General features: G+C 63.0%; 26 protein-coding genes. 16 read left to right on the top strand and 10 right to left on the bottom strand.

Going from position 1 to position 26,347, the window contains the following annotated elements:
• Positions 1 to 63 precede the first annotated feature (63 nt).
• The 3 genes from lspA to AC1Q6J_RS20415 form a co-directional block, all read right to left on the bottom strand.
• A complete protein-coding gene (gene lspA / locus AC1Q6J_RS20425) occupies positions 64 to 561 on the bottom strand; it encodes a signal peptidase II (RefSeq protein WP_492281012.1) in 498 nt (165 codons plus the stop codon).
• Positions 562 to 739: 178 nt separating this feature from the next.
• The gene (gene ileS, locus AC1Q6J_RS20420) at positions 740 to 3,844 is read right to left on the bottom strand and encodes an isoleucine--tRNA ligase (RefSeq protein WP_492281011.1); all 3,105 of its coding nucleotides are present in this window, start codon (positions 3,842 to 3,844) and stop codon (positions 740 to 742) included.
• A gap of 178 nt (positions 3,845 to 4,022) precedes the next feature.
• On the bottom strand, positions 4,023 to 5,009 hold the full coding sequence (locus AC1Q6J_RS20415; protein WP_492281021.1) for a bifunctional riboflavin kinase/FAD synthetase: 987 nt from the start codon (positions 5,007 to 5,009) through the stop codon (positions 4,023 to 4,025).
• 236 nt (positions 5,010 to 5,245) lie between these two features.
• Here AC1Q6J_RS20415 and AC1Q6J_RS20410 point away from each other — a divergent pair, with 236 nt between their 5' ends.
• A complete protein-coding gene (locus AC1Q6J_RS20410; protein ID WP_006022043.1) occupies positions 5,246 to 5,641 on the top strand; it encodes a response regulator in 396 nt (131 codons plus the stop codon).
• A 136-nt stretch (positions 5,642 to 5,777) separates the two neighbouring features.
• Here AC1Q6J_RS20410 and AC1Q6J_RS20405 read toward each other — a convergent pair whose 3' ends face one another.
• From AC1Q6J_RS20405 to aptA, 3 genes are all read right to left on the bottom strand, one after another.
• Positions 5,778 to 6,653: a TIGR01459 family HAD-type hydrolase gene (locus AC1Q6J_RS20405; protein ID WP_492281010.1), complete on the bottom strand. Its 876-nt coding sequence runs from the start codon at positions 6,651 to 6,653 to the stop codon at positions 5,778 to 5,780.
• Positions 6,654 to 6,799: 146 nt separating this feature from the next.
• On the bottom strand, positions 6,800 to 8,275 hold the full coding sequence (locus AC1Q6J_RS20400) for an EAL domain-containing protein (protein ID WP_492281009.1): 1,476 nt from the start codon (positions 8,273 to 8,275) through the stop codon (positions 6,800 to 6,802).
• A gap of 226 nt (positions 8,276 to 8,501) precedes the next feature.
• Positions 8,502 to 9,785, bottom strand: coding sequence for an omega-aminotransferase AptA (gene aptA, locus AC1Q6J_RS20395; protein ID WP_492281020.1), 1,284 nt, complete (start codon positions 9,783 to 9,785; stop codon positions 8,502 to 8,504).
• Positions 9,786 to 10,038: 253 nt separating this feature from the next.
• On the opposite strand from aptA, the gene AC1Q6J_RS20390 reads away from it, so the two are divergent.
• The 6 genes from AC1Q6J_RS20390 (at position 10,039) to AC1Q6J_RS20365 (ending at position 15,228) form a co-directional block, all read left to right on the top strand.
• The gene (locus tag AC1Q6J_RS20390; RefSeq protein WP_492281008.1) at positions 10,039 to 10,476 is read left to right on the top strand and encodes a TadE/TadG family type IV pilus assembly protein; all 438 of its coding nucleotides are present in this window, start codon (positions 10,039 to 10,041) and stop codon (positions 10,474 to 10,476) included.
• A 2-nt stretch (positions 10,477 to 10,478) separates the two neighbouring features.
• Entirely contained in the window at positions 10,479 to 12,266 is a 1,788-nt protein-coding gene (locus AC1Q6J_RS20385) for a TadG family pilus assembly protein (RefSeq protein ID WP_492281007.1), read from the top strand.
• 240 nt (positions 12,267 to 12,506) lie between these two features.
• Entirely contained in the window at positions 12,507 to 14,132 is a 1,626-nt protein-coding gene (gene hisS / locus AC1Q6J_RS20380; RefSeq protein WP_492281006.1) for a histidine--tRNA ligase, read from the top strand.
• Between the two features lie 188 nt (positions 14,133 to 14,320).
• Positions 14,321 to 14,521, top strand: a complete 201-nt coding sequence (locus tag AC1Q6J_RS20375) for a tautomerase family protein (RefSeq protein WP_492281005.1) — start codon at positions 14,321 to 14,323, stop codon at positions 14,519 to 14,521.
• A 7-nt stretch (positions 14,522 to 14,528) separates the two neighbouring features.
• Positions 14,529 to 14,924 (top strand): thioesterase family protein, encoded by a 396-nt coding sequence (locus AC1Q6J_RS20370; RefSeq protein ID WP_492281004.1) that lies wholly within the window; start codon positions 14,529 to 14,531, stop codon positions 14,922 to 14,924.
• 88 nt (positions 14,925 to 15,012) lie between these two features.
• Positions 15,013 to 15,228 carry a hypothetical protein gene (locus tag AC1Q6J_RS20365; RefSeq protein WP_492281003.1) on the top strand — a complete coding sequence of 72 codons (216 nt, stop codon included), beginning with the start codon at positions 15,013 to 15,015 and terminating at the stop codon, positions 15,226 to 15,228.
• Positions 15,229 to 15,390: 162 nt separating this feature from the next.
• On the opposite strand, the gene AC1Q6J_RS20360 is transcribed toward AC1Q6J_RS20365, so the two are convergent.
• Both AC1Q6J_RS20360 and AC1Q6J_RS20355 read right to left on the bottom strand, forming a co-directional pair.
• A complete protein-coding gene (locus tag AC1Q6J_RS20360; RefSeq protein WP_492281002.1) occupies positions 15,391 to 15,918 on the bottom strand; it encodes a DUF3617 domain-containing protein in 528 nt (175 codons plus the stop codon).
• A gap of 21 nt (positions 15,919 to 15,939) precedes the next feature.
• A complete protein-coding gene (locus tag AC1Q6J_RS20355) occupies positions 15,940 to 16,239 on the bottom strand; it encodes a hypothetical protein (protein ID WP_492281001.1) in 300 nt (99 codons plus the stop codon).
• 174 nt (positions 16,240 to 16,413) lie between these two features.
• Between AC1Q6J_RS20355 and AC1Q6J_RS20350 the strand changes: the two genes are divergently transcribed.
• The 4 genes from AC1Q6J_RS20350 to AC1Q6J_RS20335 all read left to right on the top strand — a co-directional run bounded on the left by AC1Q6J_RS20350 (position 16,414) and on the right by AC1Q6J_RS20335 (position 19,350).
• Positions 16,414 to 16,914: a hypothetical protein gene (locus tag AC1Q6J_RS20350; protein WP_492281000.1), complete on the top strand. Its 501-nt coding sequence runs from the start codon at positions 16,414 to 16,416 to the stop codon at positions 16,912 to 16,914.
• 175 nt (positions 16,915 to 17,089) lie between these two features.
• Positions 17,090 to 17,830, top strand: a complete 741-nt coding sequence (locus tag AC1Q6J_RS20345) for a ribonuclease T2 family protein (protein WP_492280999.1) — start codon at positions 17,090 to 17,092, stop codon at positions 17,828 to 17,830.
• 168 nt (positions 17,831 to 17,998) lie between these two features.
• Positions 17,999 to 18,859 carry a 23S rRNA (adenine(2030)-N(6))-methyltransferase RlmJ gene (locus AC1Q6J_RS20340; RefSeq protein ID WP_492280998.1) on the top strand — a complete coding sequence of 287 codons (861 nt, stop codon included), beginning with the start codon at positions 17,999 to 18,001 and terminating at the stop codon, positions 18,857 to 18,859.
• Positions 18,860 to 19,134: 275 nt separating this feature from the next.
• Positions 19,135 to 19,350, top strand: a complete 216-nt coding sequence (locus AC1Q6J_RS20335) for a cold-shock protein (RefSeq protein ID WP_006022026.1) — start codon at positions 19,135 to 19,137, stop codon at positions 19,348 to 19,350.
• 80 nt (positions 19,351 to 19,430) lie between these two features.
• Here AC1Q6J_RS20335 and AC1Q6J_RS20330 read toward each other — a convergent pair whose 3' ends face one another.
• Entirely contained in the window at positions 19,431 to 20,060 is a 630-nt protein-coding gene (locus AC1Q6J_RS20330; RefSeq protein ID WP_492280997.1) for an outer membrane protein, read from the bottom strand.
• 260 nt (positions 20,061 to 20,320) lie between these two features.
• On the opposite strand from AC1Q6J_RS20330, the gene uvrC reads away from it, so the two are divergent.
• The 5 genes from uvrC (at position 20,321) to prmB (ending at position 24,867) form a co-directional block, all read left to right on the top strand.
• Positions 20,321 to 22,387 carry an excinuclease ABC subunit UvrC gene (uvrC, locus tag AC1Q6J_RS20325; RefSeq protein WP_492280996.1) on the top strand — a complete coding sequence of 689 codons (2,067 nt, stop codon included), beginning with the start codon at positions 20,321 to 20,323 and terminating at the stop codon, positions 22,385 to 22,387.
• Positions 22,388 to 22,474: 87 nt separating this feature from the next.
• A complete protein-coding gene (pgsA, locus tag AC1Q6J_RS20320; RefSeq protein WP_492280995.1) occupies positions 22,475 to 23,089 on the top strand; it encodes a CDP-diacylglycerol--glycerol-3-phosphate 3-phosphatidyltransferase in 615 nt (204 codons plus the stop codon).
• Positions 23,086 to 23,337: a molybdopterin converting factor subunit 1 gene (gene moaD / locus AC1Q6J_RS20315; protein ID WP_492280994.1), complete on the top strand. Its 252-nt coding sequence runs from the start codon at positions 23,086 to 23,088 to the stop codon at positions 23,335 to 23,337. The genes pgsA and moaD overlap by 4 nt, the downstream gene beginning before the upstream one ends.
• Positions 23,338 to 23,395: 58 nt before the next feature.
• Positions 23,396 to 23,860: a molybdenum cofactor biosynthesis protein MoaE gene (locus tag AC1Q6J_RS20310; protein WP_492280993.1), complete on the top strand. Its 465-nt coding sequence runs from the start codon at positions 23,396 to 23,398 to the stop codon at positions 23,858 to 23,860.
• Positions 23,860 to 24,867, top strand: a complete 1,008-nt coding sequence (gene prmB, locus AC1Q6J_RS20305; RefSeq protein ID WP_492280992.1) for a 50S ribosomal protein L3 N(5)-glutamine methyltransferase — start codon at positions 23,860 to 23,862, stop codon at positions 24,865 to 24,867. Before AC1Q6J_RS20310 ends, prmB begins: the two co-directional genes overlap by 1 nt.
• Before the next feature lie 149 nt (positions 24,868 to 25,016).
• Here prmB and AC1Q6J_RS20300 read toward each other — a convergent pair whose 3' ends face one another.
• On the bottom strand, positions 25,017 to 26,138 hold the full coding sequence (locus AC1Q6J_RS20300; protein ID WP_492280991.1) for a branched-chain amino acid aminotransferase: 1,122 nt from the start codon (positions 26,136 to 26,138) through the stop codon (positions 25,017 to 25,019).
• Positions 26,139 to 26,347 lie beyond the last annotated feature (209 nt).

Genomic DNA, 26,347 nt, shown 5'->3' with positions numbered 1-26,347 from the left:
GCCAGATTACCGAGAGCCAGATGGCGAGCCAACTGGCCGATAACTCACGCATATCCCCGGTTATCAGGGCCTTTTTGCGGCGCTTGAGGTTACAAAGGAGTCATACAGGAGGGCGGCAACCCCGGCAACGATGGCCACGTCCGCAAGGTTAAACACATACCAGTTGTAGGTTTTTCCGCCGATCTGGACGTGAAACAGCGCGAAATCGACCACCGCGCCGTAGGCCAGCCGGTCGATGGCGTTGCCGATGGCCCCGCCGATGATGAGTCCGAGACCGGTGACTGCGAGGCGGGTGCCGGATTTCGCCATCCAGACCGCCAGCACAATCACCGCCGTGGCCTTGACCGCCAGCAGGAGGGCCTGACCGGCCGGACCCGTATCCTGAAACCAGCCGTAGCTGATGCCGGTGTTCCAGGCGAGTACCAGGTCGAAGAACGGCGTCACGGAAACCGTGCCGCGCGGGCCGAGTTCGAACACGTTCAGCAGCCAGAGCTTCGATGCCTGATCGAGCACCAGGGCAACAGCGGCGGCGATCAAACCGGAGCGAAGGAGAGGGGACATGTGACTAGATCGCCGAAAAAAAACGAGGGGTCGTCCCCGCGAAGGCGGGGACCCATAGTCCCCGGGCGATCATTTCTACGGAGTTGTTTGCGGTCACTTTTGATCTGCCTTGCGATCCACGCCTGCCACGGGTGGCGGTGGTTATGGGTCCCCGCCTTCGCGGGGACGGCGAAATATCTCAAGTAATCCCCAGCGCCTTCCATTCCCTCAGTGCGTCCGCATCGCGCGGCGAGACATCCGGATAGTCGGGATCGCTCCCGACGGTCGGAAGGATTTTCCACGACCGCGCGCACTTGGTGCCGGCAGCCTTCTCGACCACGACGGCGACGCCCGGGACGTCGCTCAGCGTGAATGCGCCCGCCGGAGCATCTTCGTTCGTGACCATGGCATTCGAGGTGATGCAGACTTCCGCGAGATCGACATCGAACAGCGTCGCGAACACCGCCTTGTCGGTCACGTAAACCAGCGGCGAGGCTTCCAGCGACGAACCGATGCGCTTGGCGGCGCGCTCGACTTCCAGCGCGCCGGTGACGACACGGCGAACTTCGCGGATGGTCTCCCACTTCTTCGCAAGATCGTCGTTGCGCCATGCCGGCAGCGTCTTCTGGAACAGCTCCAGATGCACCGAGACCGCGGCGTCGCCGTAGCGCGACATCCAGGCCTCTTCCGCGGTGAAGCTGAGGATCGGCGCGAGCCAGGTCGTAATGGCGCGGAACAGATAGTCGATCACCGTCAGCGCCGACTTGCGCGCCACCGATGACGGCGGATCGCAGTACAGGGTGTCCTTGCGGATGTCGAAATAGAATGCCGACAGTTCGGTGTTCATGAAATTCGCCAGCGTCGCGACCACCGTCTTGTAGTCGAAGTTCGCATAGGCCGGCCGCACGATGGCATCGATCTCCGATAGCCGGTGCAGCATCAGCCGCTCAAGTTCCGGCATGTCGTCGGCCTTGATGCGATCCTCGTCGCGGAAATGCGCGAGGCTGCCAAGCATCCAGCGGATCGTGTTGCGCAGCTTGCGGTAGGTCTCGATGGTGTTCTTGAGGATTTCCGGGCCGATGCGCTGGTCGTCGGCATAGTCGGTTGCACTGACCCACAGCCGCAGGATATCGGCGCCCGACTGCGAAATCACTTTCTGCGGCTCGGTGGTGTTGCCGAGCGACTTCGACATCTTGCGGCCGTTCTCGTCCAGCGTGAAGCCGTGGGTCAGCACTACGTCGTAGGGTGCGCGCCCACGCGTGCCGCAGCTTTCCAGCAGCGAGGAATGAAACCAGCCGCGATGCTGGTCGCTGCCTTCGAGATACATCACTGTATCCCTGCCGCCATCGACCTTGCGCCTGATGCCTGCGAGGCCGGGAAAATGCACCGGGTCTTCCAGTACGAACGCGTGGGTCGAGCCTGAGTCGAACCAGACGTCGCAGATGTCGTTGACCTTCTGCCATTCCTCGTGGGCGTGCGGTCCGAGGAAGCGCTCGCGCGCACCCTCGACATACCAGGCGTCAGCGCCTTCCTTCTCGAATGCGTCGGCGATGCGCTTGTTGACGGCCTCGTCCTGAAGGATTTCGGCGGAGCCGTCGCCCTTCTCGCGCACGAACACCGCGATGGGCACGCCCCACGCGCGCTGGCGCGAGATCACCCAGTCGGGACGGCCCGCGATCATGCCGGTGATACGGTTCTGGCCCTGTTCGGGCACCCAGCGGGTGACGCTGATCGCCTGCAAGGCGCGGGCGCGCAGGGTGTCGCCGGGCTTCGCATGCGGGCGCACTCCCTCCCCCCCTGCGGGGGAGGGTTGGGGAGGGGGGTAAGCTGCGGATGCTGCCGTTGTGGCCACCCCCACCCCCGACCCCTCCCCGCAAGGGGGAGGGGAGTCGATGGGGGCGATGTCCTTGTCCATCGCGATGAACCATTGCGGGGTATTGCGATAGATCACCGGCTTCTTCGAGCGCCACGAATGCGGATACTGATGCTTGAGGCGGCCGCGTGCGAGCAGCATGCCGCGCTCGATCAGCGCCTTGATGACGGCCTCGTTGGCGTCGCCCTTCTCGCCCTTGTCGGTGAGGACGCGCTTGCCGGTGAAGCCCGGGGCGTGCTCGGTCAGCGCGCCGTCAGCATCGACGGTGTAGGGGATCACCGAACTGATGCCGCGCGCCTCGAGATCGCGTGCGTTGGCGGTCCAGACGTCGAAGTCCTCGCGTCCGTGGCTGGGCGCGGTATGCACAAAGCCGGTGCCGGTGTCGTCGGTGACGTGATCGCCGGCGAGCAGCGGCACGGTGAATTCATAGCCGCCGGCTAGCCCCTTCAGCGGGTGGCTGCACTCGATTGCGTCGAGAATTTCCGTGGAGATATCGCTCACCTTCTTGAACGACGTGACGCGGGCTTGCTTGAAGACGTCTTCGGCCAGCTTGTCGGCGAGAATCAGGAGATCGCCGGCCTTCGTCCAGTTATCGGCCGGAGCATCGGTGACCTCGTAAAGTCCGTAGGCGACCTTTGACGAAAAGCTGATGGCGCGGTTGCCGGGCAGCGTCCACGGCGTGGTGGTCCAGATCACGACCGAAGCCTTGGCGAGGCGGCCGTGCGCGGCATTGACCGGAAACTTCACCCACACCGCGTCCGAGGTGTAGTCCTCGTATTCGATTTCGGCTTCGGCAAGCGCGGTCTTCTCGACCACGCTCCACATCACCGGCTTGGAGCCGCGATACAACGTGCCGTTGGCGGCGAACTTCATCAGCTCGCGCGCAATCTGCGCTTCGGCCGGGAAGGTCATCGTCATGTAGGGATGCGACCAGTCGCCGACCACGCCGAGCCGCTTGAATTCCTCGCGCTGGACATCGACCCACTTCTGCGCGAACGCCCGGCACTCCTGGCGGAATTCGACGATCGGCACCGCGTCCTTGTTCTTGCCCTTGGCGCGGTATTCTTCCTCGATCTTCCATTCGATCGGCAGGCCGTGGCAGTCCCAGCCCGGCACGTAGTTGGAATCGAAGCCGAGCATCTGCTGGCTCTTGGTCACCACGTCCTTGAGGATCTTGTTGAGCGCGTGGCCGATATGGATGTTGCCGTTGGCGTAGGGCGGGCCGTCATGCAGCACGAATTTCGCGCGGTCCTTCGCGGCCTCGCGCAGCTTGCCGTACAGGTTGATTTCGTTCCAGCGCGCCAGGATTTTTGGTTCCTGCTGGGGCAGGCCCGCGCGCATCGGAAACTCCGTCTGCGGCAGATAAAGTGTGCTGGAGTAATCGTTGCCGTCGGCTTTGGGGGCAACGGACTTTTGGGGCTTGTCGGACATGAATGCTCTGGCTTGGCTCGAATGGCGCTCGTGATGTTCGGCGATGAAATCGATCCCGGTCTTGCGCCGAACGTATGCTCAGACGGAAGCCGGGCCGCTAATGCCGATTATGGTGCGCTGCGCCAACATGAGGCCTAGATAGCAGGCATGGGAGGCATCGGAAAGGCCCGTAAGCCGCTCAATCCGTGACAATTCCGAGTTTCGGAAACGCATCCGGGGCGGCGGCGAGCATGGCGCGGGCTTTTGCGCTGTCGTCGTCCATCTGGCGCACCAGCGCGCCGATTCCGTCGAACTTCAGTTCGTCGCGGATAAAGCCGATGAATGCGATATCGAGCTTTTGGCCGTAAAGGTCGCCTTTGAAATCGAACAGGAAGATTTCCAGCAGCGGTGCGCCGTTGTCGAAGGTCGGGCGGCGGCCGAACGAGGCTACACCGTCGACGCGCACTCTATCTCTTCCTTGGCCGATCCCGGCCCGCACCGCATAGATGCCGTGCTTGAGGCCGCAGTTCTTGTCGAGGCGGATGTTGGCGGTGGGATAGCCGAGATCGCGGCCGCGCTTCTCGCCATGAATGACTTCGCCGGAAATGAACCACGGCGCGCCCAGCATGGCGGTGGCCTCGGTCACCTGGCCCTCGGCCAGCGCCATGCGGATCGCGCTGGAGGATACCGGGCGATCGAGAATGTCGACATGAGACTGGACGTGGACCTCGACACCGAGCTTTGGCATCTCGCTCGCAAGCAGTGACGGCGATCCCGCACGCCCCTTGCCGAAATGAAAGTCGTAACCGACGGCGATGCCGCTGATTCCGAGCCGGCCGATAAGATCGTGGTTAATGAAATCATGTGCCGTGGTGCCGGCGCGGGCGCCGTCGAACGTCATCACCACCGCGCCGTCGAGGCCGGTCCCGGCCAGCAGGCGCAGCTTGGCGGCTTCATCGCTCAGTCTGAACTGCGGCGTGTTGGGGCTGAAAAAGCTGCGCGGATGCGGCTCGAATGTCACCGCGCATGCGGGCTTGCCGAGCTTGCGCGCCATGTCGATGGCCGCGGAAATCACCACCCGGTGGCCGAGATGGACGCCATCGAAGTTGCCCATCGCCACCACGGCGCCTTTTACAATTGCGCTGGCGGGAGTGGCGTCGCGAATGACGGAAAAGCTTGTCGTCATGGGTACCGGAAGGAAGACAATGAAGAAATCGGGGCGGACCTGACCCCGGCCTGCCATCGGAGTCAAGCTGCTGAATCGGACCTTAACGGCGCAACTTAAGATAATCCCGATGCGGTCCGATTAACGGGCTGTTTAAGCCGCCGATGCTAGGTTCGCCCCGACTGCGGGTGGCAGAAGCTGCCCGCAAAATGCTGATAACGCACGCCGGTTGCTGCGTTCGAGGGAGAAAAACAGCGATGGCCATGGATTTGTCGATGCCGGTTCTGGTTGTGGACGACTACAACACGATGATCCGCATTATCCGCAATCTGCTCAAGCAACTCGGTTTCGAGAATATCGATGACGCCAGCGACGGTTCGGCGGCGCTCAGCAAGATGCGCGGCAAGAAGTACGGCCTCGTGATCTCCGACTGGAACATGGAGCCGATGACCGGATACGATCTGCTCAAGGAAGTGCGCGGCGATCCGAATCTCGCCACCACGCCTTTCATCATGATCACAGCAGAATCGAAGACGGAAAACGTCATCGCCGCCAAGAAGGCCGGCGTGAACAATTACATCGTCAAGCCGTTCAACGCCGCGACCCTCAAGACCAAGATCGAGGCGGTGTTCCCGGATCACGCGCCGGCGTAAGCGCTCCGTCGCATCCGCAGAATTTCAATGCCCGGTCTTCGCACCGGGCATTTGCTTTTTTGGGTATTCCAGTCGCAGTTCTCTCCCCCTCTCCCACAAGGGGAGAGGGAAGAAGGCGGGGCTCGCCAGCCGCAGCCTACCACTTCAAATCCTGCATCAGTGCAAGCGGCGGCCTGGCGTCTCCGAACAGCCTCCGCACCGAGAATTCGTCGGCGACATCGAGGCCTTCAAACTCCACCGCGTGGATGCCGCGGGTCAGGAACAGGCAATCCAGTCCCATCAGGTTCGCACCGGTCAGATCGGTGCGGACGGAATCGCCGATCGCGAGTACGCGGTTGAGCGGCGTCGCAGCGCCGCGCTTCTCAGCAGCCAGCTCAAGCGCGCGATCGTAAATCGGCCGGTGCGGCTTGCCGTAGAAGATCACTTCGCCGCCCATGTCGCGATACAGTTCAGCGATGGCGCCCGCGCAATAGATCAGCCGGTCGCCGCGCTCGACCACGATGTCCGGGTTGGCGCAGACGAAGGCGAGGTTGCGCGCACGCGCCTGTTCCAGCACGCCGCGATAATCCTCGGCGGTTTCGGTCTCGTCGTCGAACAGCCCGGTGCAGGTGACGTAGTCGGCGTTTTCGATTGTCGTGAACTTCACATCGAGCCCGCGGAACACCGGGTTGTCGCGCTCCGGCCCGATCTGGAAAACGGCCTGCTGATGGTGTGACGCGACGAAGCTGCGCGTGAGATCGCCGGACGACACGATGGCGTCATAGGTGTCATCGGAAATGTTCATCCGGCGGAGCTGGCGCTGCACGGAATCGGCCGGGCGCGGGGCGTTGGTGATCATGATCACAGTGCCGCCCTGCTTGCGGAAGGTTTGCAGTGCTTCGCAGGCCGGAACGAATCCTTTCAGACCGTCATGAATGACGCCCCAGACGTCGCTCAGAATGACGTCGACACCGGTTGTGAGGTCGCGCAAATGATCGGCGAATCGCAGCGCGGCGGCGTCAGGCAGTTTCATGGAAAAGGATCGCTTCTGTGCGGAGGCTTCGGTTATTTCTGCGCGGAGGCCCGGCGCGCCGTGATCCGGTTCTGACATTCGTTCAGCGGTTCCGACAGGCACTCATACGAATGTCAGAACTAAAGGATCACGGCAATTATAATTTGCTAGCGTCCTTTCGTATCCGCCCTTCGTTCGGAAGGTTCTGCGGAGTGAAACGAAGGGCGGGTACGGGACGCTAGCGCGGCATTTCCGGTCGCGCGTGGAGGCTCGGCCCTCGGGTCGAATTTAGCGTCGGCTTTTTCTTCCTTCCGGGCCGTGGCGTCAACCGTTGAAGCGGCAGATGTGGCAGGTTCCGCAGGTGAGGCCGCGCCTTCGGGGCGCAGCGGACGCGGCGGCGCGAACAGGAAACCCTGGCCGAAGCGGACATCGTAGTCGAGCAGATCGACCACGGCGCGCTCGCCTTCAATCCGCTCCGCCACGAGGTCAATTCCAAAACGTCCGAGCAGATCGGACAGGTCGGCGGCGTGAATGTCGGCGGAGGAGAGCTGCTTCTGGTCGAGCAGCATCGCCGCGGGTACCTTGATGAACTTGACGCCGCGGTCGGCGAGTTCGCGCGGATCAAGCCGCAGGTCGGTAACGTTGTCGATCGAGAAGCCGTAGCCGAGCCGTTGCAAGGTGGCGAGATGCTCGCTCTCCACCGGACCGAGGTGGCGGAATGTGTTCTGCTTGAATTCGAGCACCAGCGACGGCGCCAGGATGCGGTTGGCTTCGAGGAAGTCGAGGCATTGTCCGAACACCGACGGATTGCTCAGCGTCGTCCCCGAGATGTTGCAGAACACGCCGACGTCCTTCGAGCGCACCATCAGCCGCCGCAGCACCTGCACACAACGCAGCATCACGGTGTGATCGATCTGGCCCATCAGACCGGCGGCTTCCGCCGTGCCGACGAAATCGTTCGCGGTCAGCAACTGGTCCTTGTCGTCGCGCAGGCGTGCGACGGCTTCATAGAACCGCACCTTGCGCTGAGGCAGCGTCACCATCGGCTGGAGAAACAGATCGATGCGGTTGGCCTCGATGGCGTTCCTCAGGGCGATGAGAAGCTGGGTGTTGTTGAGATTGGCGGGCGAGGGCTGCGCGTCGTCCGCCTTGGCCGGAGCCGGCGCATTGGCGCTGGTTACCGGTGTCGCTTCGTTCGCGGGTTCAGCAACCTGCTGCTCGGCAAGCGTGCTGACGGCATTCGCAAGAAGGTCGTCATGGGCGGCGACGGAGGAAGCCAGTTGCTTGACCAGCGATCCCAGTTCGCTGATTTCGCTCGCTACGGTCTGGACGCGCTCCTGTCCGCTCGCGTCGATCGCCGACAGGCGGCTCTCGATCGCGCTCATGCGGCGTCCGAACTCGGCGACCTGGCGTGCGAGATCCGCGGTGCCGCGCGACAGATCGGCGATCTGGCTGCCGACGTCGGTGCGGTCGCGCAGCCGCATCGACACCGCGTTGTAGAGGATCAGGAAGGTCAGCGCGGTCAGCGCGACGATGGCGGACTCAGACACGCTAAGCCCCGCCAGCGAATACAGCAGCAGGCCAAGCGACGCTGCGATCAGCACCATGCAGATGGCGATGAAAATCGTCGAAATGCGGATCATGAAGCCTGCCCAACCCCGAACGGGCATGAGCTTAGCATCAAGTTTGATTCGGCGCGAAGCGTCTTCCCCTCTCCCCTTGTGGGAGAGGGTGGCGAAGGGGAGCGAAGCGAGACCGAGCCGGGTGAGGGGTTGTTGCCGCCATCGCAGTGGTGAAGAGCGTACCCCTCCCCGCCCTCGCTTTGCTCGGGCACCCTCTCCCACAAGGGGAGAGGGATAAGCCTGTCGCTCACGCCACCGCGCGGATCACCTTGGCGATCTTGTCCATGATCTCGCCGACCTGGCTTTCCGAGACGATCAGGGGCGGGGTCAGGCAGAGGGTATCGCCCGCCACGCGGATCATCAGGTCGTTGTCATGGAACGCCGAGTCCAGCGCCTCGAATCCGCGCTTGCCGGGGCCTTCCTTGTTGGGCGACAGATCGATGCCGGCAGTGATGCCCACGGTGCGGATGTCCACCACGTTCGGCTCCTTGCGCAGCGCCATCACGGCGTCGGCCCATTTCGGTTCCATCGCCCGGGCGCGCTCGAACAGGCCTTCCTCGCGATAGACGTCGAGGGTGGCGAGACCGGCCGCGCAGGCCAGCGGATGCGCCGAATAGGTGTAGCCGTGGAACAGCTCGATGACGTGTTCCGGGCCCTTCATGAAGGAATCATGGATCGCGTCGCGGATCAGGACACCGCCCATCGGCACCGCGCCATTGGTGACGCCCTTGGCGAACGTGATCATGTCCGGCAGCACGCCGTAGCGTTCCGCCGCGAAGGCATAGCCGAGGCGGCCGTAGCCGGTGATGACTTCGTCGAAGATCAGCAGGATGCCGTGCTTGTCACAGATCGCACGCAGCCGCTCGAGATAGCCCTTCGGCGTCGCCAGCACGCCGGTGGAGCCCGCCATCGGCTCGACGATCACGGCGGCGATGGTGCCGGGGCCATGGATGCCGGCGATGCGCTCGAGTTCATCGGCGAAATGCGCGCCATACTCCGGCTCGCCCTTGGTGAAGGCCTGCTTCTCGCGGTCGTAAGTGCTCGGCAGATGATCGACGCCGGTCAGCAGCGTGCCGAACATCTTGCGGTTGTTGACCATGCCGCCGACGGAAATGCCGCCAAAGCCGACGCCGTGATAACCGCGCTCACGCCCGATCAGCCGGGTGCGTCCGGCCTCGCCACGGCCGTTGTGATAGGCCAGCGCCACCTTCAGCGCGGTATCGACGGCTTCGGAACCGGAGTTGCAGAAGAACACGTGTTCAAGACCCTTCGGCGCCAGCGCCGCGATGCGGCTGGCCAGCTCGAACGCCTGCGGGTGACCGAACTGGAACGGCGGCGCGTAGTCGAGGGTCGCGGCCTGCTTCTGGATCGCGTTCACGATCGGATCGCGGTTATGGCCGGCGTTGCTGCACCACATGCCGGAGGCGCCGTCGAGGACGCTGCGGCCATCGGTGGTAAAGTAGTGCATGTCCTTGGCGCCGGCGAGCATGCGCGGCCTGGCCTTGAACGCCCGGTTGGCCGTGAACGGCATCCAGAAAGCATCAAGATCGTTCGGGGTCGCAACAGTCGGGCGAGGGTGCTGAATATTCACGGGTCGTTCCTTCCGGCAAGGAGCAAGTTTTTTCTTGGAAGGGAAGCCTATCAGTTTCCACACGCGTTCGGAACGCATCGCGACGCATGGTCGCCCGTAAGTGAAGGCACGGATCGCAACCGGACAATACTACTACCATTAGTAGTTATATGAATTAGTATGCCCTTAAAGGTTGTATGTGCAAATGCCTGTCATGAAACAGGCCCGCACACTGCTCCAAAAATTCCGCGCCGCGCAGGGCGGCGCCATCGCCGTCGAGTTCGCGATGATCGCGCCGATCTTCCTGATGATGGTGTTCGGCATCATCATGTACGGTTCGTATCTCGCGGCCGTCCATGGCGTGCAGCAACTGGCGGCGGAAGCCGCGCGATCCTCGGTGGCGGGATTGAGTGAAAGCGAACGCAGCACGCTCGCCAACAGCTACGTCACCGGCAACGTCAATTCCTATCCGCTGATCGATCCCGCCCATCTGACCGTCCACGCGGCGACGTCGGGCTCCGATGCCAACGTGTTCGTTGTCACCGTCAACTACAACGCCTCCGGCATGTTCATCTACTCGCTCCCGGCATTCGTGCCGATGCCGTCGTCGACCATCGTGCGCTCGGCGGCGATTCCGCGCGGAGGATATTGAGCATGGTGTGCTTCCATTTTCAGCGATCTCGTCATCCTGAGGCGCGAGGCGCGTTTGCGCCGAGCCTCGAAGGATGCGTTGCAATCGCCGTCGCCCTTCGAGGGCTGCTGCGCAGCCGCCTCAGGGTGACGGCAAGAAAATTCAGGCGAACGACCGGCCGTTTCGCCGCCGACCAGCGCGGCAACATCGCGATCATGGGCGCGGCCAGCCTGCTGCTCGTGATCGCCTGCGCGGCGCTCGGCGTCGATGTCGGCGCCATCTTCGCCGACAAGCGGCGGACCCAGAGTGCCACCGACCTCGCGGCGCTCGTCGCCGCGAGCGACCTGACCAATGCGTCCCGCGCTGCTGCGGCGACAATCGCCAGGAACAACTATCCACCGGAGTCGCTCGTGGCTGTCGAACCCGGTGTTTACACGGCGAATGCGTCCCTGACGCCGCAGCAGCGTTTCGTGGCGGCGGCCACCCCCGCCAACGCGGTGCGCGTCACCATGCAGACCAGGACACCGCTGTATTTCGGCAAGGTTTTGACCGGCGACAGTCAGTGGAATCTCAGGGCGACCGCGATCGCCAGCACCACGCGGCTTGCAAGTTTCGCGATCGGCTCGCGTCTGGTGTCGCTCAACGGCGGGCTGCTGAATTCGCTGTTGGGCGGCATGCTCGGCACCACGCTGTCGCTCTCGGCGATGGACTACAATGCGCTGCTCAGCGCCAAGATCGACGCGTTCGATTTCCTCTCGGCGCTGGCGACGCGGGTCAACCTGACCGGCGTGAGCTACGACACGCTGTTGAACAGCAATCTGAAGGTCACCGACATCGTGGCGGCGCTGCAAACCGCGGCGGCTGGCAACGGCGGTGCCATTGCGGCGTTGTCCAGCCTGTCGTCGGCGATCTCGGGCGTCACCACGCGCATCACCGCGAAGTCTCTGATCAGCGTCGGGCCGTATTCAGGTCTCACCGTCGGGCAGAAGCCGAAGGTCGGCGCGAGCGTGTCGGCGCTGGATCTGCTCTCCGCCATGGCGGCGCTCGCCAATGGCACCAACCAGATCGCGGCCAATGTGAACCTCTCGCTGCCGGGTATCGCGGGCGTGACATTGCAGGCGACGGTCGGCGAGCGTCCGGTGGGAACAAGCTGGATTACCGTCGGAGCGGTGGGCGCCAGCGTACACACCGCGCAGACGCGAGTCTTGCTGAAGATCCAGCTTGTCGGTTCTGGCTCGGTGTCGGTGGTCAACCTTCCCGTCTATGTCGAGATCGCGGCGGGCACCGCGACACTCAATGCCGTTTCCTGCGGCTATCCCAACGTCAACACCTCGACGGTGACGCTCGGGGTCTCGCCCGGCATCGTCGATGCGTGGATCGGCGATGTGACGTCCGCCATGATGACGAACTTCTCCACCAAACCTAATCCGCCGGCGGTCAACATCGTCGATCTTGGCATCATCCAGGTGTCGGGCCGGGCGCATGCCACCATGGCGAATGCATCGCCGACCAGCGTGACGTTCAGCTATGCCGACATTCAGGCGCAGACCAGGAAGACCGTGAACACGACCTCGTTCACGTCGTCGCTGACGTCGAGCCTTCTCGGCGATCTGCAACTCGGCGTGCAGCTCGGGCCGCTCGGCCTGCCGATCCCCGGCATCGGCGCGCTGGTCACCGGCATCATCGGCGGCGCGACCGGATCGATCGACACGCTGCTCAACTCGGTATTGCAGACGCTCGGCGTGGGATTGGGTCAGGCGGATGTCTGGGTCACCGGCGTCCGCTGCGACGGCGCGGTGCTGGTGAATTGACTCCTTACTTCCCTCTCCCCTTGTGGGAGAGGGTGCCTGAGCGAAGCGAAGGCGGGTGAGGGGTCACTTCGTTATGTTCCAACAAAACCCCTCACCCGGCTCGCATCTGGCGATGCTCGCCACCCTCTCCCACAAGGGGAGAGGGTGATACCCGCTGCGCTTGCCCCTCCGTGCCCCGGCTGGTAACTCGTGGTCACCTTAGTAAGGTCACGTCACCTTACGCGCATGACATCGAGCGACATGACCGACAAGAAACCCAAAAAGCCCCAGAAACTGCGCGCGCGGCTGCCGCGCGGCCTTGTGGATCGCACGCCCGCCGAGATCGCCGCCACGCGGCAGATGGTGGAGAAAATCCGCGAGGTCTATGAGCGCTACGGGTTCGAGCCGGTGGAAACCCCGGCGATGGAATATACCGATGCGCTCGGCAAGTTCCTGCCCGATCAGGACCGGCCCAACGAGGGCGTGTTCTCGTTTCAGGACGATGACGAGCAGTGGATTTCGCTGCGCTACGACCTGACCGCGCCGCTGGCGCGTTATGTCGCGGAGAATTTCGAGACGCTGCCGAAGCCCTATCGCTCCTATCGCAACGGCTATGTCTACCGCAATGAGAAGCCGGGTCCGGGCCGCTTCCGCCAGTTCATGCAGTTCGACGCCGACATAGTAGGTGGTGCGTTGTCCGGATTATCAGCCGCTGCGGCAGATGCGGAGATGTGCATGATGGCTGCGGACACCATGGAAGCCCTAGGCCTGAAGGGGCAATACGTAGTCAAGGTGAATAATCGCAAGGTATTAGATGGTGTGCTGGAGACGGCGAAAGTTCCAGCACAAAAGCGTCTGATTGTTTTGCGTGCCTTCGACAAGTATGACCGGCTTGGAATGGACGGTGTCCAGTTATTGTTAGGAGCAGGTCGGCAAGACGAAAGCGGCGATTTTACTAAAGGCGCTGAGTTAGAGCCTAAGCAGATCGAATTTCTGGTCGAGTTCTTAAAGAAGGGCGTTGAAACTTCTCAGGACATAGCTGCTGGGAAGGGAAGCGAGTTTCTAACGCCGGAAAATCTGGACCAAGATGCATTCATGATCCCGACAAGCGGAGGATCATTCTATGCCTCTGAAGAGCTTAATCCTGCGAATCCATCCATAGATGGCTGGAATGAGCTTGAGCAAATTCGGGGTTTGGTCAGAAAGGCGGGATACTCGATCCAGCAGATTCGTATCGATCCTTCCGTCGTCCGTGGCCTCGAATACTACACCGGCCCGGTCTACGAAGTTGAACTGCTGCTCGATACCAAGGACGAGAAAGGCCGCCCGGTGCGGTTCGGCTCGGTCGGCGGCGGCGGGCGCTACGACGGTCTCGTGTCGCGCTTTCGCGGCGAGCCGGTGCCGGCAACGGGTTTCTCCATCGGCGTGTCGCGCTTGCAGGCCGCGCTCACCATGCTCGGCAAGATTGACACCACGCCGGAGTTCGGCCCGGTCGTGGTCGTGGTGATGGATCGCAACGAGATCGCGCAGTACCAGAAGTTCGTCGCGACGCTGCGCAACTCTCTTGTCGATCCTTCAAGGCCGGATGGGCCTCGCATCCGCGCCGAAATGTATCTCGGCAATCCGAAGAACAATCTCGGCGTCCAGTTCAAGTATGCTGACCGGCGCAATTCGCCCTGCGTCGTCATTCAGGGCGGCGACGAGAAGGCCAAGGGCGAGGTTCAGATCAAGGACATGATCGCGGGCAGCGCGCTGGCAGACGCCAGCGGCAGCGACCGCGAGGAGCATTTGCAGGCGCAAGCGAAGGCGCAGGTCGCAGTGCCCGAAGCCAAACTTGTCGATGAAGTGCGTAAGGTGCTCGCGCGGCATCAGGTGAACTGGAAGTAATTCACCCTCTCCCCTTGTGGGAGAGGGTGGCGAGATCGAGTGAAACGAGATCGAGCCGGGTGAGGGGTGTGATAAGTTTTGGTACCCCTCACCCGCCCTCGCTTCGCTCGGGCACCCTCTCCCACAAGGGGAGAGGGGAAGAGAAAATCGAATGCGACCTTGGCGTCGCAAAGAAAAAGGAAACGAACATGCCTGAGGTCATCGTGAACATGGCTGCCGGACGCACCGACGAACAGAAGAAGGGCATGATGCTCGACATCACCCAGGCGCTGGTGAAGAACCTCGGCGTCGATGCGGAAGTCGTGACGGTGCAGATCAACGAAGCGCCGCTGACCCACAAGATGAAGGGCGGCAAGACCTTCCTCGAGCGCAAGGCTGCGCAGAAGTAAATCTCAAATGAATGTTCTGGAAAAAGTCACCGTCGGCATTCCCGGTGAAACGGTCGTGACCGTTGCGCACGAGATGACGGTGCAGCATTTCCTCGCGACCATGCCGCCGGTCTATGCGACCCCGGTCATGATCCTGCACATGGAAAAGGCCTGCACCGCCTCCATCGCCAGCTTGTTGCCGAGCGGTTATGTCAGCGTCGGCATGGAGGTGAATGTCCGGCATCTCGCCGCAACGCCGGTCGGGCGCACGGTGCGCGTGACGTCGCGTGTCCGGCAGATCGACGCCAAGAGCGTGCTGTTCGACGTGGAAGCGTGGGACGGCGACCGCAAGATCGGCGACGGCACCCACCGGCGCGGCGTGATCAATATCGCGGCGTTCGAAAAGCGGTTCGGCGTGGCCTGACAGTGCCGTGCGCCTGATCTTGGGCATTTCTGATTGTTCCCGGCCCTTGAACGGGGCTAGGTTTCTTCGCCCCCAACGGAGACGTCCGATGAGACTCGTATTGATTGCCGCCGCGGCTGTGATGCTGCTCGCCGGGCAGGCCCATGCACAGGGCAGGGGACGCCCCGACACGAGCGGCGGTTCGCAGGCCAAGGGCGAGGATCCGCAGAAGCGGATGGCCCGCGAAGAAGCCGCCGCCAGGGCCGCGATGAAGAACGTCCCGGATTCGAAAGAGAAGTACGATCCCTGGAAAATCGGGAAATAACGATATCGAGACACCCCGATCGTCATCCCCGCGAAAGCGGGGATCCATAACCACCGGGCCCTCCGGTCAGGTGCGGGCGGGCAGCATCTATATAAAATTCAGTGACAGTGGGTCCCCGCTTTCGCGGGGACGACGTGTTTCCACGGAGAAGGCCAAGCACGATCACTGCTTCGGCCGCATCGCCTTCATGTCCTTGATGTTCATCTTTATGCCGCCGGGCATCAGGATATCGCCGGGCTTCTGATCCGGCTTGCAGGCGCCGATCCATTTCGCTTCGATCACGTTGGTGGTCTCGGCCGGCATGCCCGCCGAACCGCCGCTGTTCTTCGCCGTGGTCGTCACCGTGTAGGCCGAGTTGAAATCGCCGTTGAACTCGGTGTGCGAGACCGACGTCATGTTACCGATCTTGCAGGTCGAATCGACGACCAGGCCGGTCGCTGTCTTCTTCATGTCCTGCCTGGAGCACATCTCCTTCGCCATCGGGCCGAAGGCCGCCGCCATCTCCTTTTCGGTGGTGGCGTCGGTGCATTGCTGCATGGTCTGGGCACCGGCCTTGTCCAGCTTCAGCTCCCAGAGGCCCGGCTTGCGGCTCGGCATTTCAACCGGGTCGGCCAGCGCCGGAAGGCCGGCAAGTCCGCCGCAGACAATCGCCAGCGCCATGACACGAAAGAGCGGAAGCACTCGCATCATGGACGGTCTCCTGAAAGGAGCTTAGTAGCCGACGCGCAGCGGCCGGTTGAGATGACCCGGATGGACCCAGACGCAGGCAAAGGAAATGTAGCCGCCGTACTGGGCATCGGTGCCGGTTAGCTTCACCGACTTGCCGTAGCTGGCGCAGTGGTTGACCGCGAGCGCCTTGATGTCCACGCCGTCCTTGTAGAGCGAATAGGCGATGATGCCGCCGGTGTCGTTGCCCTTGAAAGGCGGCACCGTGTCGAACCAGGCGTTGGCCTGCGCGCTCATCAGTGCTCCGAAGACCGCAGCCAGAATCGCCGTACCTGTTGTTCGCATCGTCGTCTCCCTTGGAATCTCCTCCCCACCATAAGGCGGCCGGGCTGCCATGGAAAGAATGCCCGTGCGTTTCGGCGGGGGTTGGCGGCCAAGTGTTGCCGCGCTGCACTTGACCGGCTGATGGCTTCGCGGCACCTTCCGGCGCAACATCATCCCGGATTCCGGTGGACCGCCATGCGCGACCTTTTCTCGACACTTCGCAAACACACTCTTGGCAAACAGATTCTTGGCAAACTGACTCTTGCCGTGGCGCTGGGCGCCGTGGCCGGCCTGATGGCGCTCAGCCCGGCGGCCGAGGCCGCCAATGTGCTTGAGCGGAATTTCTGGCTGTCCGGCCCGCGTTACGATGGCGCGATGCGCCCTTGCAACGAGGTGCTTGGCACCATTTCCCAGCAGTTCGCTGAAAAAGAGGGCAAGTTCTGGAATTCCGCCCTGGAGATCACCGGCTACGCCAATGTCCATGAGGTCGCGTTCCGGGCCTGGGCCAATAACAGCATTCCACGCCGCTTCTGCACCGCCAGCGCCATGCTGAACGATGGCCGCGCCCGTCAGGTGCATTTCTCGATCATCGAGGACGGCGGCTTCGCCGGATACGACTCAGGCGTCGAATGGTGCGTGGTCGGCCTCGACCGCAACTGGGCCTACAACCCGTCCTGCAAGGCCGCGCGTCCGTAAGCTTCGCGAATCGTTTCGTCGTATTCAAAGCGCCTCGTCCGTTTCACGGTGGACGGGGCGATTTTGTTCTTGAAATGTTCTTTTGGCCTGACTAGGCTTTGAGCGGGGTCATCCGCGCGTCAACGATCCGGCGTTGGCCGGTGGAAGCGGAGAGAGTTGGGGGGGGGGCGTCGCCATGTTCGGTTTCAGGTCCGGTTCGTCGGCAGCAGGTTTTTCATCTGGTTTTTCCCTTCGTTCATTTCATCGGCTGATCGCCCCGCTGCTCGGCCTTGCAATGGCCGGCGCGATTGCGGGCTCCGCGGCGGCGCAGGACAAGCGCCAGAATGCCCCCGGGGAATTCGATTTCTACGTGCTGTCGCTGTCGTGGTCGCCGTCGTTCTGTCAGGCCGCGCACGAACGCGGCAATTCCGGCCGCGGCATCCAGGCCCAGTGCGCCGGCCGGCCGTTCTCCTTTGTCGTGCATGGGCTGTGGCCGCAATACGACCGCGGCTTTCCGAACTACTGCCAGCGGCCGTCGCCGCGGCTTGCCCGCAACATCATGGCCTCGATGCTCGATCTGATGCCGGCGCCGGGGCTGATCTACAACGAATGGGACAAGCACGGCACCTGTTCGGGGCTGAGCGCGCGCGCGTATTTCGAAAACATCCGCAAGGCCCGCGCGGCGGTGAAGATTCCCGCCGACTATCTCGAACTGTCCGACGCCAAACTGGTGACTCCCGGCGACGTCGAGGATGCCTTCATCAAGGCCAATCCCGGCCTGTCGAGTTCAGCGATTGCCGTGCAATGCGACAGCAAGCGCCTCAGCGAAGTGCGAATCTGCATGAGCAAGGATTTGCAGTTCCGCGCCTGCGAGGAAATCGACCGCCGGTCCTGCCGCCGCGACAAGCTGGTGATGCCGCCGGTGCGCGGGGGATAGTCCGTGCCGTCACCCTGAGGCGCCGCAGCGTAGCGGAGGTCTCGAAGGGCGACGGCGATAGTCTCAACCGTCATCCTTCGAGGCTCGCAAGTGCTCGCACCTCAGAATGACGGATTCACTCACGCAACTCGCGTTACTTTCATCGCGCGATGTCGTAACTGTCGCGCCATGAACTACCGTCACGCATTCCACGCCGGAAACTTCGCCGATGTCATCAAGCACATCGTGCTGGCGCGCATCCTCACCTATCTGCACGAGAAGCTCGCCGCGTTTCGCGTGATCGACACCCATGCCGGCGCGGGGCTGTACGATCTGACAGGCAGCGAGGCCGAGCGCGGCGGCGAATGGCGCACCGGCATCGCGCGGCTGATGCAGGCGCGGTTGTCCGAGCCGGTGATGGCGCTGGTCGCGCCCTATCTCGACATTGTTCGCGCCTTCAATCCGCAGCGCGATCTCACCGCCTATCCGGGATCGCCGCTGATCGCGCGCGCGCTGCTGCGGCCGCAGGACAGTCTGGTCGCCTGCGAACTGGAGCCCAGCGCCCGCAAGCAGCTGATCGGCGCATTGCGCCGTGACGAGCAGGCGCGCGTGGTCGATCTCGATGGCTGGACCGGGCTGCCCGCGTTCGTGCCGCCGAAGGAGCGGCGCGGGCTGGTGCTGATCGATCCGCCGTTCGAGAGCCGCGACGAGTTCAAGCGGCTGGCGGACGGCTTCAGCGCGGCTCACGCCAAGTGGCCGACCGGCATCTACATGCTCTGGTATCCGGTGAAAGAACGCCGCGCCACCGACTCACTGGCGGAACATGTGGCGCGCGTGGCGAACGCGGGAAGCAGCGACGCGAAATGCCTGCGTGTCGAATTCAGCGTCGCGCCGCAGACACCCGACTCCGGACTGGTGTCCGCCGGCCTGCTGATCGTCAATCCGCCGTGGACTCTCGCCGCGGAGTTGAAGGCGATCCTGCACGAACTCGAAAAGCCATTGGGCTTGGGCGGTGCCGGCCGCTTTCGCGTGGAAGCCGTCAGAGTCTGATGCACTGCACGCGGCTGCTTTCACCATGCTGGATTTCGCGCGTGCGATTATCCAAATGCGCGATAGTCAATTCGGCGGGAACCGTATTATGCTACGGTTGTGAAGGTCGGCTTTTACGTTCCGCGCCCGCGAATGGCCGCGGCGGAATGACGAGAGGCCCCGGGCGTTTCCGGTTTTGGGAGGCGCCCTTCAAGGCCGCCGCTTTCCGGCAGTGAATGCCGGGCCTGGCCGGTGCGCGTTGCGCGCCGGAGGTGCAATGCGGGGAGGGGTTCCCGATGGCCATGATGGGTGTCGTCAAGTTTTTCAATGCCGAGCGCGGATACGGTTTCATCAAGCCGGATGATGGCGGGCGCGATGTGTTCGTACACATCACCGCAGTCGAGCGCGCGGGTCTGAAGGACCTGATCGAAGGACAGCGTATCACTTTTGAAGTCGAGCCCGACAAAAAGGGCAAGGGACCGAAGGCGGTCAATCTCGTGATTTCGCCCTGAGCATTTCCCGGGCGTCATGGCCGAAACAAAAATCCCGGGCGCAAGGCCCGGGATGATGGATCGCGGATACGCGGTTCGGATCAGAAGCGGTAGTTGACGCCGACGCGCAGCGTGTTGAACTGGTAGCCGTTCGACATGCCGGTCATCAGGAAGTTCTTCTCGCTCAGATCGACATAGAGATATTCGACCTTGGCCGACCAGTTCTGGTTCAACGCGACTTCCGCGCCGACACCGACCGTCCAGCCCGCCGAAGTGTTGGTTTCCGAAAGGCCGCCAGGCAGCTGCGCCTTCAGCGCGCCGAACGCGAGACCGCCGGTGCCGTAAAGCAGGATGTTGTTGAAGGCGTAACCCACGCGGCCGCGCACGGTGCCGAACCAGGGGTTGGAGAATTTCCACGCCGCGAACGTATCGTCCGACGAGTTGAGTTGAAGGTCAGCCTCGATGCCGGCCACCCACGCGCCGCTCTGCCAGTTGTAACCGGCCTGAAGTCCGCCGAGGACGCCTGAGGGCTTGGCGCCGTTGTTGGACACATCGCCCCAGCCATAGCCGAGATTGCCGCCGATATAGGGGCCGATCCAGCTATTGGCGAGCGGCTGGGCGACCGTATAGGGCTGCGCATAGGGGCGGCGGCCATAGATGTCCGCGGCCTGCGCGGACGCGCTCACGCATGTTGCGGCGGCGATGATCGCGCCAAAAATTGTCTTGCTCATCTTAACTCTCCTCACGCGCACGCCGGCGTGGCCGTTGTTGGTCCTTCGAGGCGCGGCGGATCCGCGTGGTTACGGAAATCCGCCTTTTCTGCGTAAAATTTATCGAGAGTTTTACGTTAAGCGGTCGTTAAGGCGGTCCGCCGCCGCATTCACATCCTTAAGAAAGTGTTACAAATCCGGCTACGGCGCAGCCGCGTGCGGGTTCCGGCGCGCGCCCGTGCCTGCTGGATGAAATCGCGCGCAGCCCTTAAGTTCTGATCATGATTCACGACACCTCCGACCCGACGCAGCCGCCGGAGCAACCGGCGCCGGACGCGCCTGTGCAGGAGCCTTCCGCACGGAACCTGCGCGGACAGGATCTGGACCCGGCCTCGATTCCCGCCGAGGAAGACGAGGAAGCGCGCCTTCCGGAACCGGTGGACGAGTCCGCTGAGTTCGCGAATGAAGGCACGCTCGCCATCGGGCGCGCGGCGATCGAGCGCGCGGTGAAACTCGCGCCGACCTCGGCCGGCGTCTATCGCATGCTCAACGCGGCCAACGACGTACTCTATGTCGGTAAGGCCAAGAGCGTGAAGAAGCGGCTTGCATCGTATGCGCGGCCGACGGGCCAGGTGGCGCGCATTGCGCGCATGATCGCGATGACCGCCAATGTGGAAATGGTCTCCACCGCGACCGAGACCGAAGCGCTGCTGCTGGAAGCCAATCTCATCAAGCAACTGCGGCCGCGCTTCAACGTGCAACTGCGCGACGACAAGTCGTTTCCCTACATTCTCATTACCGGCGATCACTGGGCGCCGCAGATCGTCAAGCATCGCGGTGCGCAGACCCGGCCCGGCCGTTACTTCGGGCCGTTCGCCTCGGTCGGCGCGGTCAACCGCACCATCACGGCATTGCAGCGCGCGTTTCTGGTGCGCTCCTGCACCGATTCATTCTTCGAAAGCCGGACGCGGCCATGTCTGCTCTATCAGATCAAGCGCTGCTCCGGTCCCTGCACGGGCGAGATCGATTTTCCCGGCTACACCGAACTGGTGCGCGAGGCGAATGAGTTTCTCTCCGGCCGCTCGCGGCTGGTGAAGCAGGAACTCGCGGGCGAGATGGAGAAGGCCTCGCACGAACTCGAGTTCGAGCGCGCCGCGCTCTACCGCGATCGTCTTGCCGCGCTCTCCGCGATCCAGTCGCAACAGGGCATCAACCCGCGCACGGTGGAAGAGGCGGACGTGTTCGCGATCCATCAGGAAGGCGGCTACTCCTGCGTCGAGGTGTTTTTCTTCCGCACCGGGCAGAACTGGGGCAACCGCGCCTATTTCCCGCGCGCCGACAAATCGATCGAGGCCGGTGAAGTGCTCGGCTCGTTCCTTGCGCAGTTCTACGACGACAAGCCGCCGCCGAAACTGATCCTGCTCTCGCATCGGGTCGAGGATCAGGAACTGCTGGCGGAGGCGCTGAGCGTCAAGGCGGGGTTCAAGGTCGAGGTCTCGACACCGCAGCGGGGCGAGAAGAAAGAGCTTGTCGCGCATGCGCTGACCAACGCGCGCGAGGCGCTGGGCCGCAAGCTCGCCGACACTGCCACGCAGACGCGATTGCTGGAGGGATTGTCGACGGCGCTCGGTCTGCCGCGCGTGCCGAAGCGGATCGAGGTCTACGACAACAGCCACATCCAGGGCACCAACGCGGTCGGCGCCATGATCGTCGCGGGGCCTGAGGGTTTCCTGAAGAACCAATACCGCAAGTTCAATATCAAGTCGGAAGGGCTCGCGCCGGGCGACGACTACGGCATGATGCGCGAGATGCTGGAGCGCCGCTTCAAGCGGCTGATCAACAGCGCATCCGACGGCAAGAAGCCGGACAAGGAGAGCGACGACGCGGTGCCGCAATGGCCCGATCTCGTGATTATCGACGGCGGCCAGGGCCAGCTCAATGCGGCGCGCGAGATATTCACGGGACTGAGCCTGACGGACGTCTCGCTGATCGCGGTGGCCAAGGGACCGGATCGCGACGCCGGCCGCGAAACCCTGTTCATGCCGGGCCGGCCGTCGATCAAGCTCGAGCCGCGCGATCCGGTGCTGTACTTCATCCAGCGGCTGCGCGACGAAGCGCATCGCTTTGTGATCGGCTCGCACCGCAAGCTGCGCAAGAAGGACATCCGCGAGGCCGGATTGCAGGAAATCCCCGGCATCGGCCCGTCACGCAAACGTGCCCTGCTGCATCATTTCGGAACCCTGAAGGAGATTGAGCGGGCCTCGGTGGCCGATCTCGGCAAGGTTCCGGGCGTCAGCGCTGAAAGTGCTCGTAAAATCTTCGATTTCTTCCATCCCGGCAGCGGTTGACCACCCGGCCATAGACAGCATTTGGAGTTATCCGAAATGCGCCCGCCGGGCTGTTGACGCGGGCACTTTCGCAGTATTGGTAGGATCATGACCAGTGTCGCCGCCCCGAAGCCAGCAAAGCGCTCGCTGTCTTTGCCCAATATCCTGACCTACTCCCGGATCGCCGCGATTCCGGTGGTGATCGGCTGCATGTATGCGCAATCCATCATGGGCGCGCCGCTGTGGCTGCGCTGGGTGGCGCTGTTCGTCTTTATCGCCGCGGGTGTTACCGATTTTCTCGACGGCTACTACGCGCGGATGTGGGACCAGCAGTCGTCACTGGGCAAGATGCTCGACCCGATCGCGGACAAGCTTCTGGTCGCGTCGTGCCTTTTGATGCTGGCGGCGGACGAAACCATTCGCGGCTGGTCGCTGTGGGCGGCCATCGTGATTCTTTGCCGCGAGATTCTGGTGTCGGGCCTGCGCGAATATCTCGCCGTCATCCGCATCAGCGTACCGGTGTCGCAACTGGCGAAATGGAAGACCACTGTGCAGCTCGTGGCCATCGGATTCCTGATCGCGGGCGAGGCGGGCGAAATGATCCTGCCGCCGACCGTCCTGATCGGCATTATATTGTTGTGGATTTCGGCCATTCTCACCATCTACACCGGATGGGATTACCTGCGCGCGGGGATCCATCATCTGACCGAGGAAGACCGGTGAAGGTTCTGTATTTTGCATGGGTGCGCGAACGCGTCGGCAAGGCCGAGGAAACCCTGGAGCCGCCTGCGAGCGTGCATACCGTCTCCGACCTGATGCAGTGGCTGGTGGCGCGTGGCGAGGAATACGCCAATGCCTTCGCCTCGCCGCGCACGATCCGCGCCGCCATCGACCATACCCATGTGAAGCCTGAAACCGCGATTGCTGGCGCCCGCGAGATCGCGTTTTTCCCGCCGATGACCGGCGGCTAACGCGCATGATCCGGAATCGGTTTTCCGACAAGATCATGCGCAAAACTGAAAAAGCCCAATGACGGCCCCTGTCACCATCCGGATTCAGTCCGCCGATTTCGATATCGCAGCGGAAATCGCCGCGCTGACCAAGGGCAACACGGACATCGGCGCGGTGGTGAGCTTCTCTGGCATTTGCCGCGGCGGTGAAGGCGACGGCGCCATCGCGGCGATGACGCTGGAGCATTATCCCGGCATGGCGGAAGCCGAAATCGGGCGGCATGTGTCCGAGGCGATTGCGCGCTGGCCGCTGACCGGCGTCACGGTAATCCACCGTTACGGCCGCGTGGTGCCGGGCGACAACATCGTGCTGGTGCTGACCGCGTCGGTGCATCGCGAGGCGGCGTTTCAGGCCGCGGAATTCCTGATGGACTATCTCAAGACCAGCGCGCCGTTCTGGAAATCCGAGGAACGCGCGGACAGCAAAATGTGGGTCGATGCGCAGGCCCATGACGACAATGCAGCGGCGCGGTGGAAGAAGTGATGGCGAAGAAAGCGAAATCCGTTGCGGCAAAGAAGAAGGCTTCCGCGAAGCGCGCAGGTGCAAGGCCGAAGGCGTCGTTGAAAGCCGCGAAGCCGCTCAAGGTCGCCCCCGGCGAGTTGCTGACCCTGCTCGATCTGGTGCGCTATGGCGTGAGCCGCTTTGTCGAGGCCGGACTGGTGTTCGCGCACGGCACCACCGATCCGGTGGCGGAGGCAGCGTTCATCGTTTGCGAGACGCTGCATCTGCATCCCGACCAGTTCGAGATGTTCGCGAATGCGCGGGTCACGTCGCATGAGGCCGCAAAAATTCTCGCGACGATCGACAAGCGCATCGCGACGCGGAAACCGTCGGCCTATCTCGTCAACAAGATCTACATGCGCGGCCTGCCGTTCTATGTCGACGAGCGAGTGATCGTGCCGCGCTCCTTTATCGGCGAACTGCTGGATTCGCATTTCGGCGGCGACCTTGAAGAGGAAGGCGGTTCGCTGATCGACGATCCGGGCAATATCACGCGCGTCCTCGACCTCTGCACCGGCTCCGGGTGCCTTGCGATTCTCGCCTGTCAGAGTTTCCCCAATGCCACCGTCGATGCGGTGGACATTTCACCCGATGCGCTGGCGGTCGCCGCGCGCAATGTCGCCGATTACGGCCTCGAGGATCGTGTGTCGCTGTATCAGGGCAACCTGTTCGATGCCGTCGGCGACGCGCGTTACGACCTCATCATTACCAATCCGCCTTACGTCGATGCCGAGGGCATGGCGGGCCTGCCGCGCGAATGCCTGCATGAGCCCTCGATCGCATTCGATGGCGGCGACGATGGCCTCGATCTTGTGCGCAAGATACTGGACGAGGCGAAGGATCACCTGAACCCGGATGGCGGCTTGCTCTGTGAGATCGGCCGTGGCCGCGAATTGCTGGAAGACGCCTATCCGAATCTGCCGCTGCTGTGGCTCGACACCGAGGATTCCGACGGCGAGGTGTTCTGGATCCCCGCAGAGGCGCTGTGATCCTTACCTCTCCCCTTGTGGGAGGGGTGCCCGAACGCAGTGAGGGCGGGTGAGGGGTTTTGGCGAGACAAGAAACCCCTCGCCCGGCTTCGTTTCGCTTCGCTCAACTTCGCCACCCTCTCCCACAAGGGGAGAGGGTAAAGCCCGGTTCACAAAACCTTTCTGATCCAGTTGTGTTCGTCGGCCGCGCGGCCGTACTGGATGTCGACCAGCTTCTTGCGCAGCCCCATCGCGACGGGTCCGGCGGCGCCGCCGTTGATGGTGAAGTCGCCGCTCGCGGACCGCACCTTGCCGATCGGCGAAATCACGGCCGCCGTGCCGCAGGCGAAAGCCTCTTTCAGCTTGCCGCTGGCCGCGTCGGCGCGCCACTGGTCGATCGTGTAGGTTTCCTCACGCACGCGCGTGCCGGATTCCCTGGCGAGCGCGATGATCGAATCCCGGGTGATGCCCGGCAGGATGGTGCCGAGCGGCGGCGTCAGCAGCGAACCGTCGTCGAACACAAAGAACACGTTCATGCCGCCGAGTTCCTCGATGTAGCGGCGTTCCACCGCGTCGAGGAACACCACCTGATCGCAGCCACGTTCGATGGCCTCGGCTTGCGCGCGCAGACTTGCGGCGTAGTTTCCGCCGCACTTGACGGCGCCGGTGCCGCCGATCGCGGCACGCGTGTAGTTCTCCGACACCCAGATCGACACCGGCGCAGGCCCACCCTTGAAATAGGATCCGACCGGGGAGGCGATGACGGCGAAGATGTAGTCCGCGGACGGCTTCACCCCGAGGAAAACCTCGTTCGCGATCATGAAGGGGCGCAGATACAGGCTGCCCTCGCCACCGGGAATCCAGTCGCGGTCGATGCGCACGAGCTGCTCGACCGCTTCGATGAACACGGGCTCGGGCAGCGGGGCCATCGCCATCCGCTCGGCCGAACTCCGGAAGCGCCTGGCATTGGCGTCGGGACGGAACAGGTTCACGCCGCCGTCGTCACGCTTGTAGGCCTTGAGGCCTTCGAAGATTTCCTGAGCGTAGTGCAGGACGGCCGTGGCCGGATCGAGCGAGAAATTCGCGCGGGATTCGACGCGCGCGCCATACCAGCCCTTCGCCTGGCTGTAGCGGACCACGGCCATGTGATCGGTGAAAATCCGCCCGAAGCCGGGGTCAACAAGCTTTGCAGTGCGATCCTTCTCGGATGTCGGATTCGCCGCAGGCTGCGTTTCGAATTCCAGCAGAATCTCGCCGTCGATCTTGTCGAATGAAACTCCCGAAATTCCCATGGGGTCTTCTCCCGGCTCTTGATTGCAGTCCACGCGGCGGCGGGCTGGTTGGTTCAGGTCTTGGACCAGGCCCCGCCGGCCCGAGGGCCGGTTTCCGCTTTGGCGGAAGGCGCGAAGTCCAGTATGTTTGCCGAAATGCCGCTCGACAATCGCACGTTGAAAGAAATTGCGTCCTGGACCTGTCGCCACTGCAGGCGTCTCTGCGAACT

The organism is Afipia sp. MLSD5-FHT05B12, assembly GCF_058793355.1.
Note: the sequence above shows the minus strand (reverse complement) of the source record. Positions and strands in the feature narration are given on the sequence as shown.

Bases quoted from the DNA above. Each gene is read 5' to 3' on its own strand.
- lspA (WP_492281012.1), bottom strand. From the start codon at position 561: ATGTCCCCTCTCCTTCGCTCCGGTTTGATCGCCGCCGCTGTTGCCCTG.
- ileS (WP_492281011.1), bottom strand. From the start codon at position 3,844: ATGTCCGACAAGCCCCAAAAGTCCGTTGCCCCCAAAGCCGACGGCAAC.
- AC1Q6J_RS20415 (WP_492281021.1), bottom strand. From the start codon at position 5,009: ATGACGACAAGCTTTTCCGTCATTCGCGACGCCACTCCCGCCAGCGCA.
- AC1Q6J_RS20410 (WP_006022043.1), top strand. From the start codon at position 5,246: ATGGCCATGGATTTGTCGATGCCGGTTCTGGTTGTGGACGACTACAAC.
- AC1Q6J_RS20405 (WP_492281010.1), bottom strand. From the start codon at position 6,653: ATGAAACTGCCTGACGCCGCCGCGCTGCGATTCGCCGATCATTTGCGC.
- AC1Q6J_RS20400 (WP_492281009.1), bottom strand. From the start codon at position 8,275: ATGATCCGCATTTCGACGATTTTCATCGCCATCTGCATGGTGCTGATC.
- aptA (WP_492281020.1), bottom strand. From the start codon at position 9,785: ATGCCGTTCACGGCCAACCGGGCGTTCAAGGCCAGGCCGCGCATGCTC.
- AC1Q6J_RS20390 (WP_492281008.1), top strand. From the start codon at position 10,039: ATGAAACAGGCCCGCACACTGCTCCAAAAATTCCGCGCCGCGCAGGGC.
- AC1Q6J_RS20385 (WP_492281007.1), top strand. From the start codon at position 10,479: ATGGTGTGCTTCCATTTTCAGCGATCTCGTCATCCTGAGGCGCGAGGC.
- hisS (WP_492281006.1), top strand. From the start codon at position 12,507: ATGACCGACAAGAAACCCAAAAAGCCCCAGAAACTGCGCGCGCGGCTG.
- AC1Q6J_RS20375 (WP_492281005.1), top strand. From the start codon at position 14,321: ATGCCTGAGGTCATCGTGAACATGGCTGCCGGACGCACCGACGAACAG.
- AC1Q6J_RS20370 (WP_492281004.1), top strand. From the start codon at position 14,529: ATGAATGTTCTGGAAAAAGTCACCGTCGGCATTCCCGGTGAAACGGTC.
- AC1Q6J_RS20365 (WP_492281003.1), top strand. From the start codon at position 15,013: ATGAGACTCGTATTGATTGCCGCCGCGGCTGTGATGCTGCTCGCCGGG.
- AC1Q6J_RS20360 (WP_492281002.1), bottom strand. From the start codon at position 15,918: ATGATGCGAGTGCTTCCGCTCTTTCGTGTCATGGCGCTGGCGATTGTC.
- AC1Q6J_RS20355 (WP_492281001.1), bottom strand. From the start codon at position 16,239: ATGCGAACAACAGGTACGGCGATTCTGGCTGCGGTCTTCGGAGCACTG.
- AC1Q6J_RS20350 (WP_492281000.1), top strand. From the start codon at position 16,414: ATGCGCGACCTTTTCTCGACACTTCGCAAACACACTCTTGGCAAACAG.
- AC1Q6J_RS20345 (WP_492280999.1), top strand. From the start codon at position 17,090: ATGTTCGGTTTCAGGTCCGGTTCGTCGGCAGCAGGTTTTTCATCTGGT.
- AC1Q6J_RS20340 (WP_492280998.1), top strand. From the start codon at position 17,999: ATGAACTACCGTCACGCATTCCACGCCGGAAACTTCGCCGATGTCATC.
- AC1Q6J_RS20335 (WP_006022026.1), top strand. From the start codon at position 19,135: ATGGCCATGATGGGTGTCGTCAAGTTTTTCAATGCCGAGCGCGGATAC.
- AC1Q6J_RS20330 (WP_492280997.1), bottom strand. From the start codon at position 20,060: ATGAGCAAGACAATTTTTGGCGCGATCATCGCCGCCGCAACATGCGTG.
- uvrC (WP_492280996.1), top strand. From the start codon at position 20,321: ATGATTCACGACACCTCCGACCCGACGCAGCCGCCGGAGCAACCGGCG.
- pgsA (WP_492280995.1), top strand. From the start codon at position 22,475: ATGACCAGTGTCGCCGCCCCGAAGCCAGCAAAGCGCTCGCTGTCTTTG.
- AC1Q6J_RS20310 (WP_492280993.1), top strand. From the start codon at position 23,396: ATGACGGCCCCTGTCACCATCCGGATTCAGTCCGCCGATTTCGATATC.
- prmB (WP_492280992.1), top strand. From the start codon at position 23,860: ATGGCGAAGAAAGCGAAATCCGTTGCGGCAAAGAAGAAGGCTTCCGCG.
- AC1Q6J_RS20300 (WP_492280991.1), bottom strand. From the start codon at position 26,138: ATGGGAATTTCGGGAGTTTCATTCGACAAGATCGACGGCGAGATTCTG.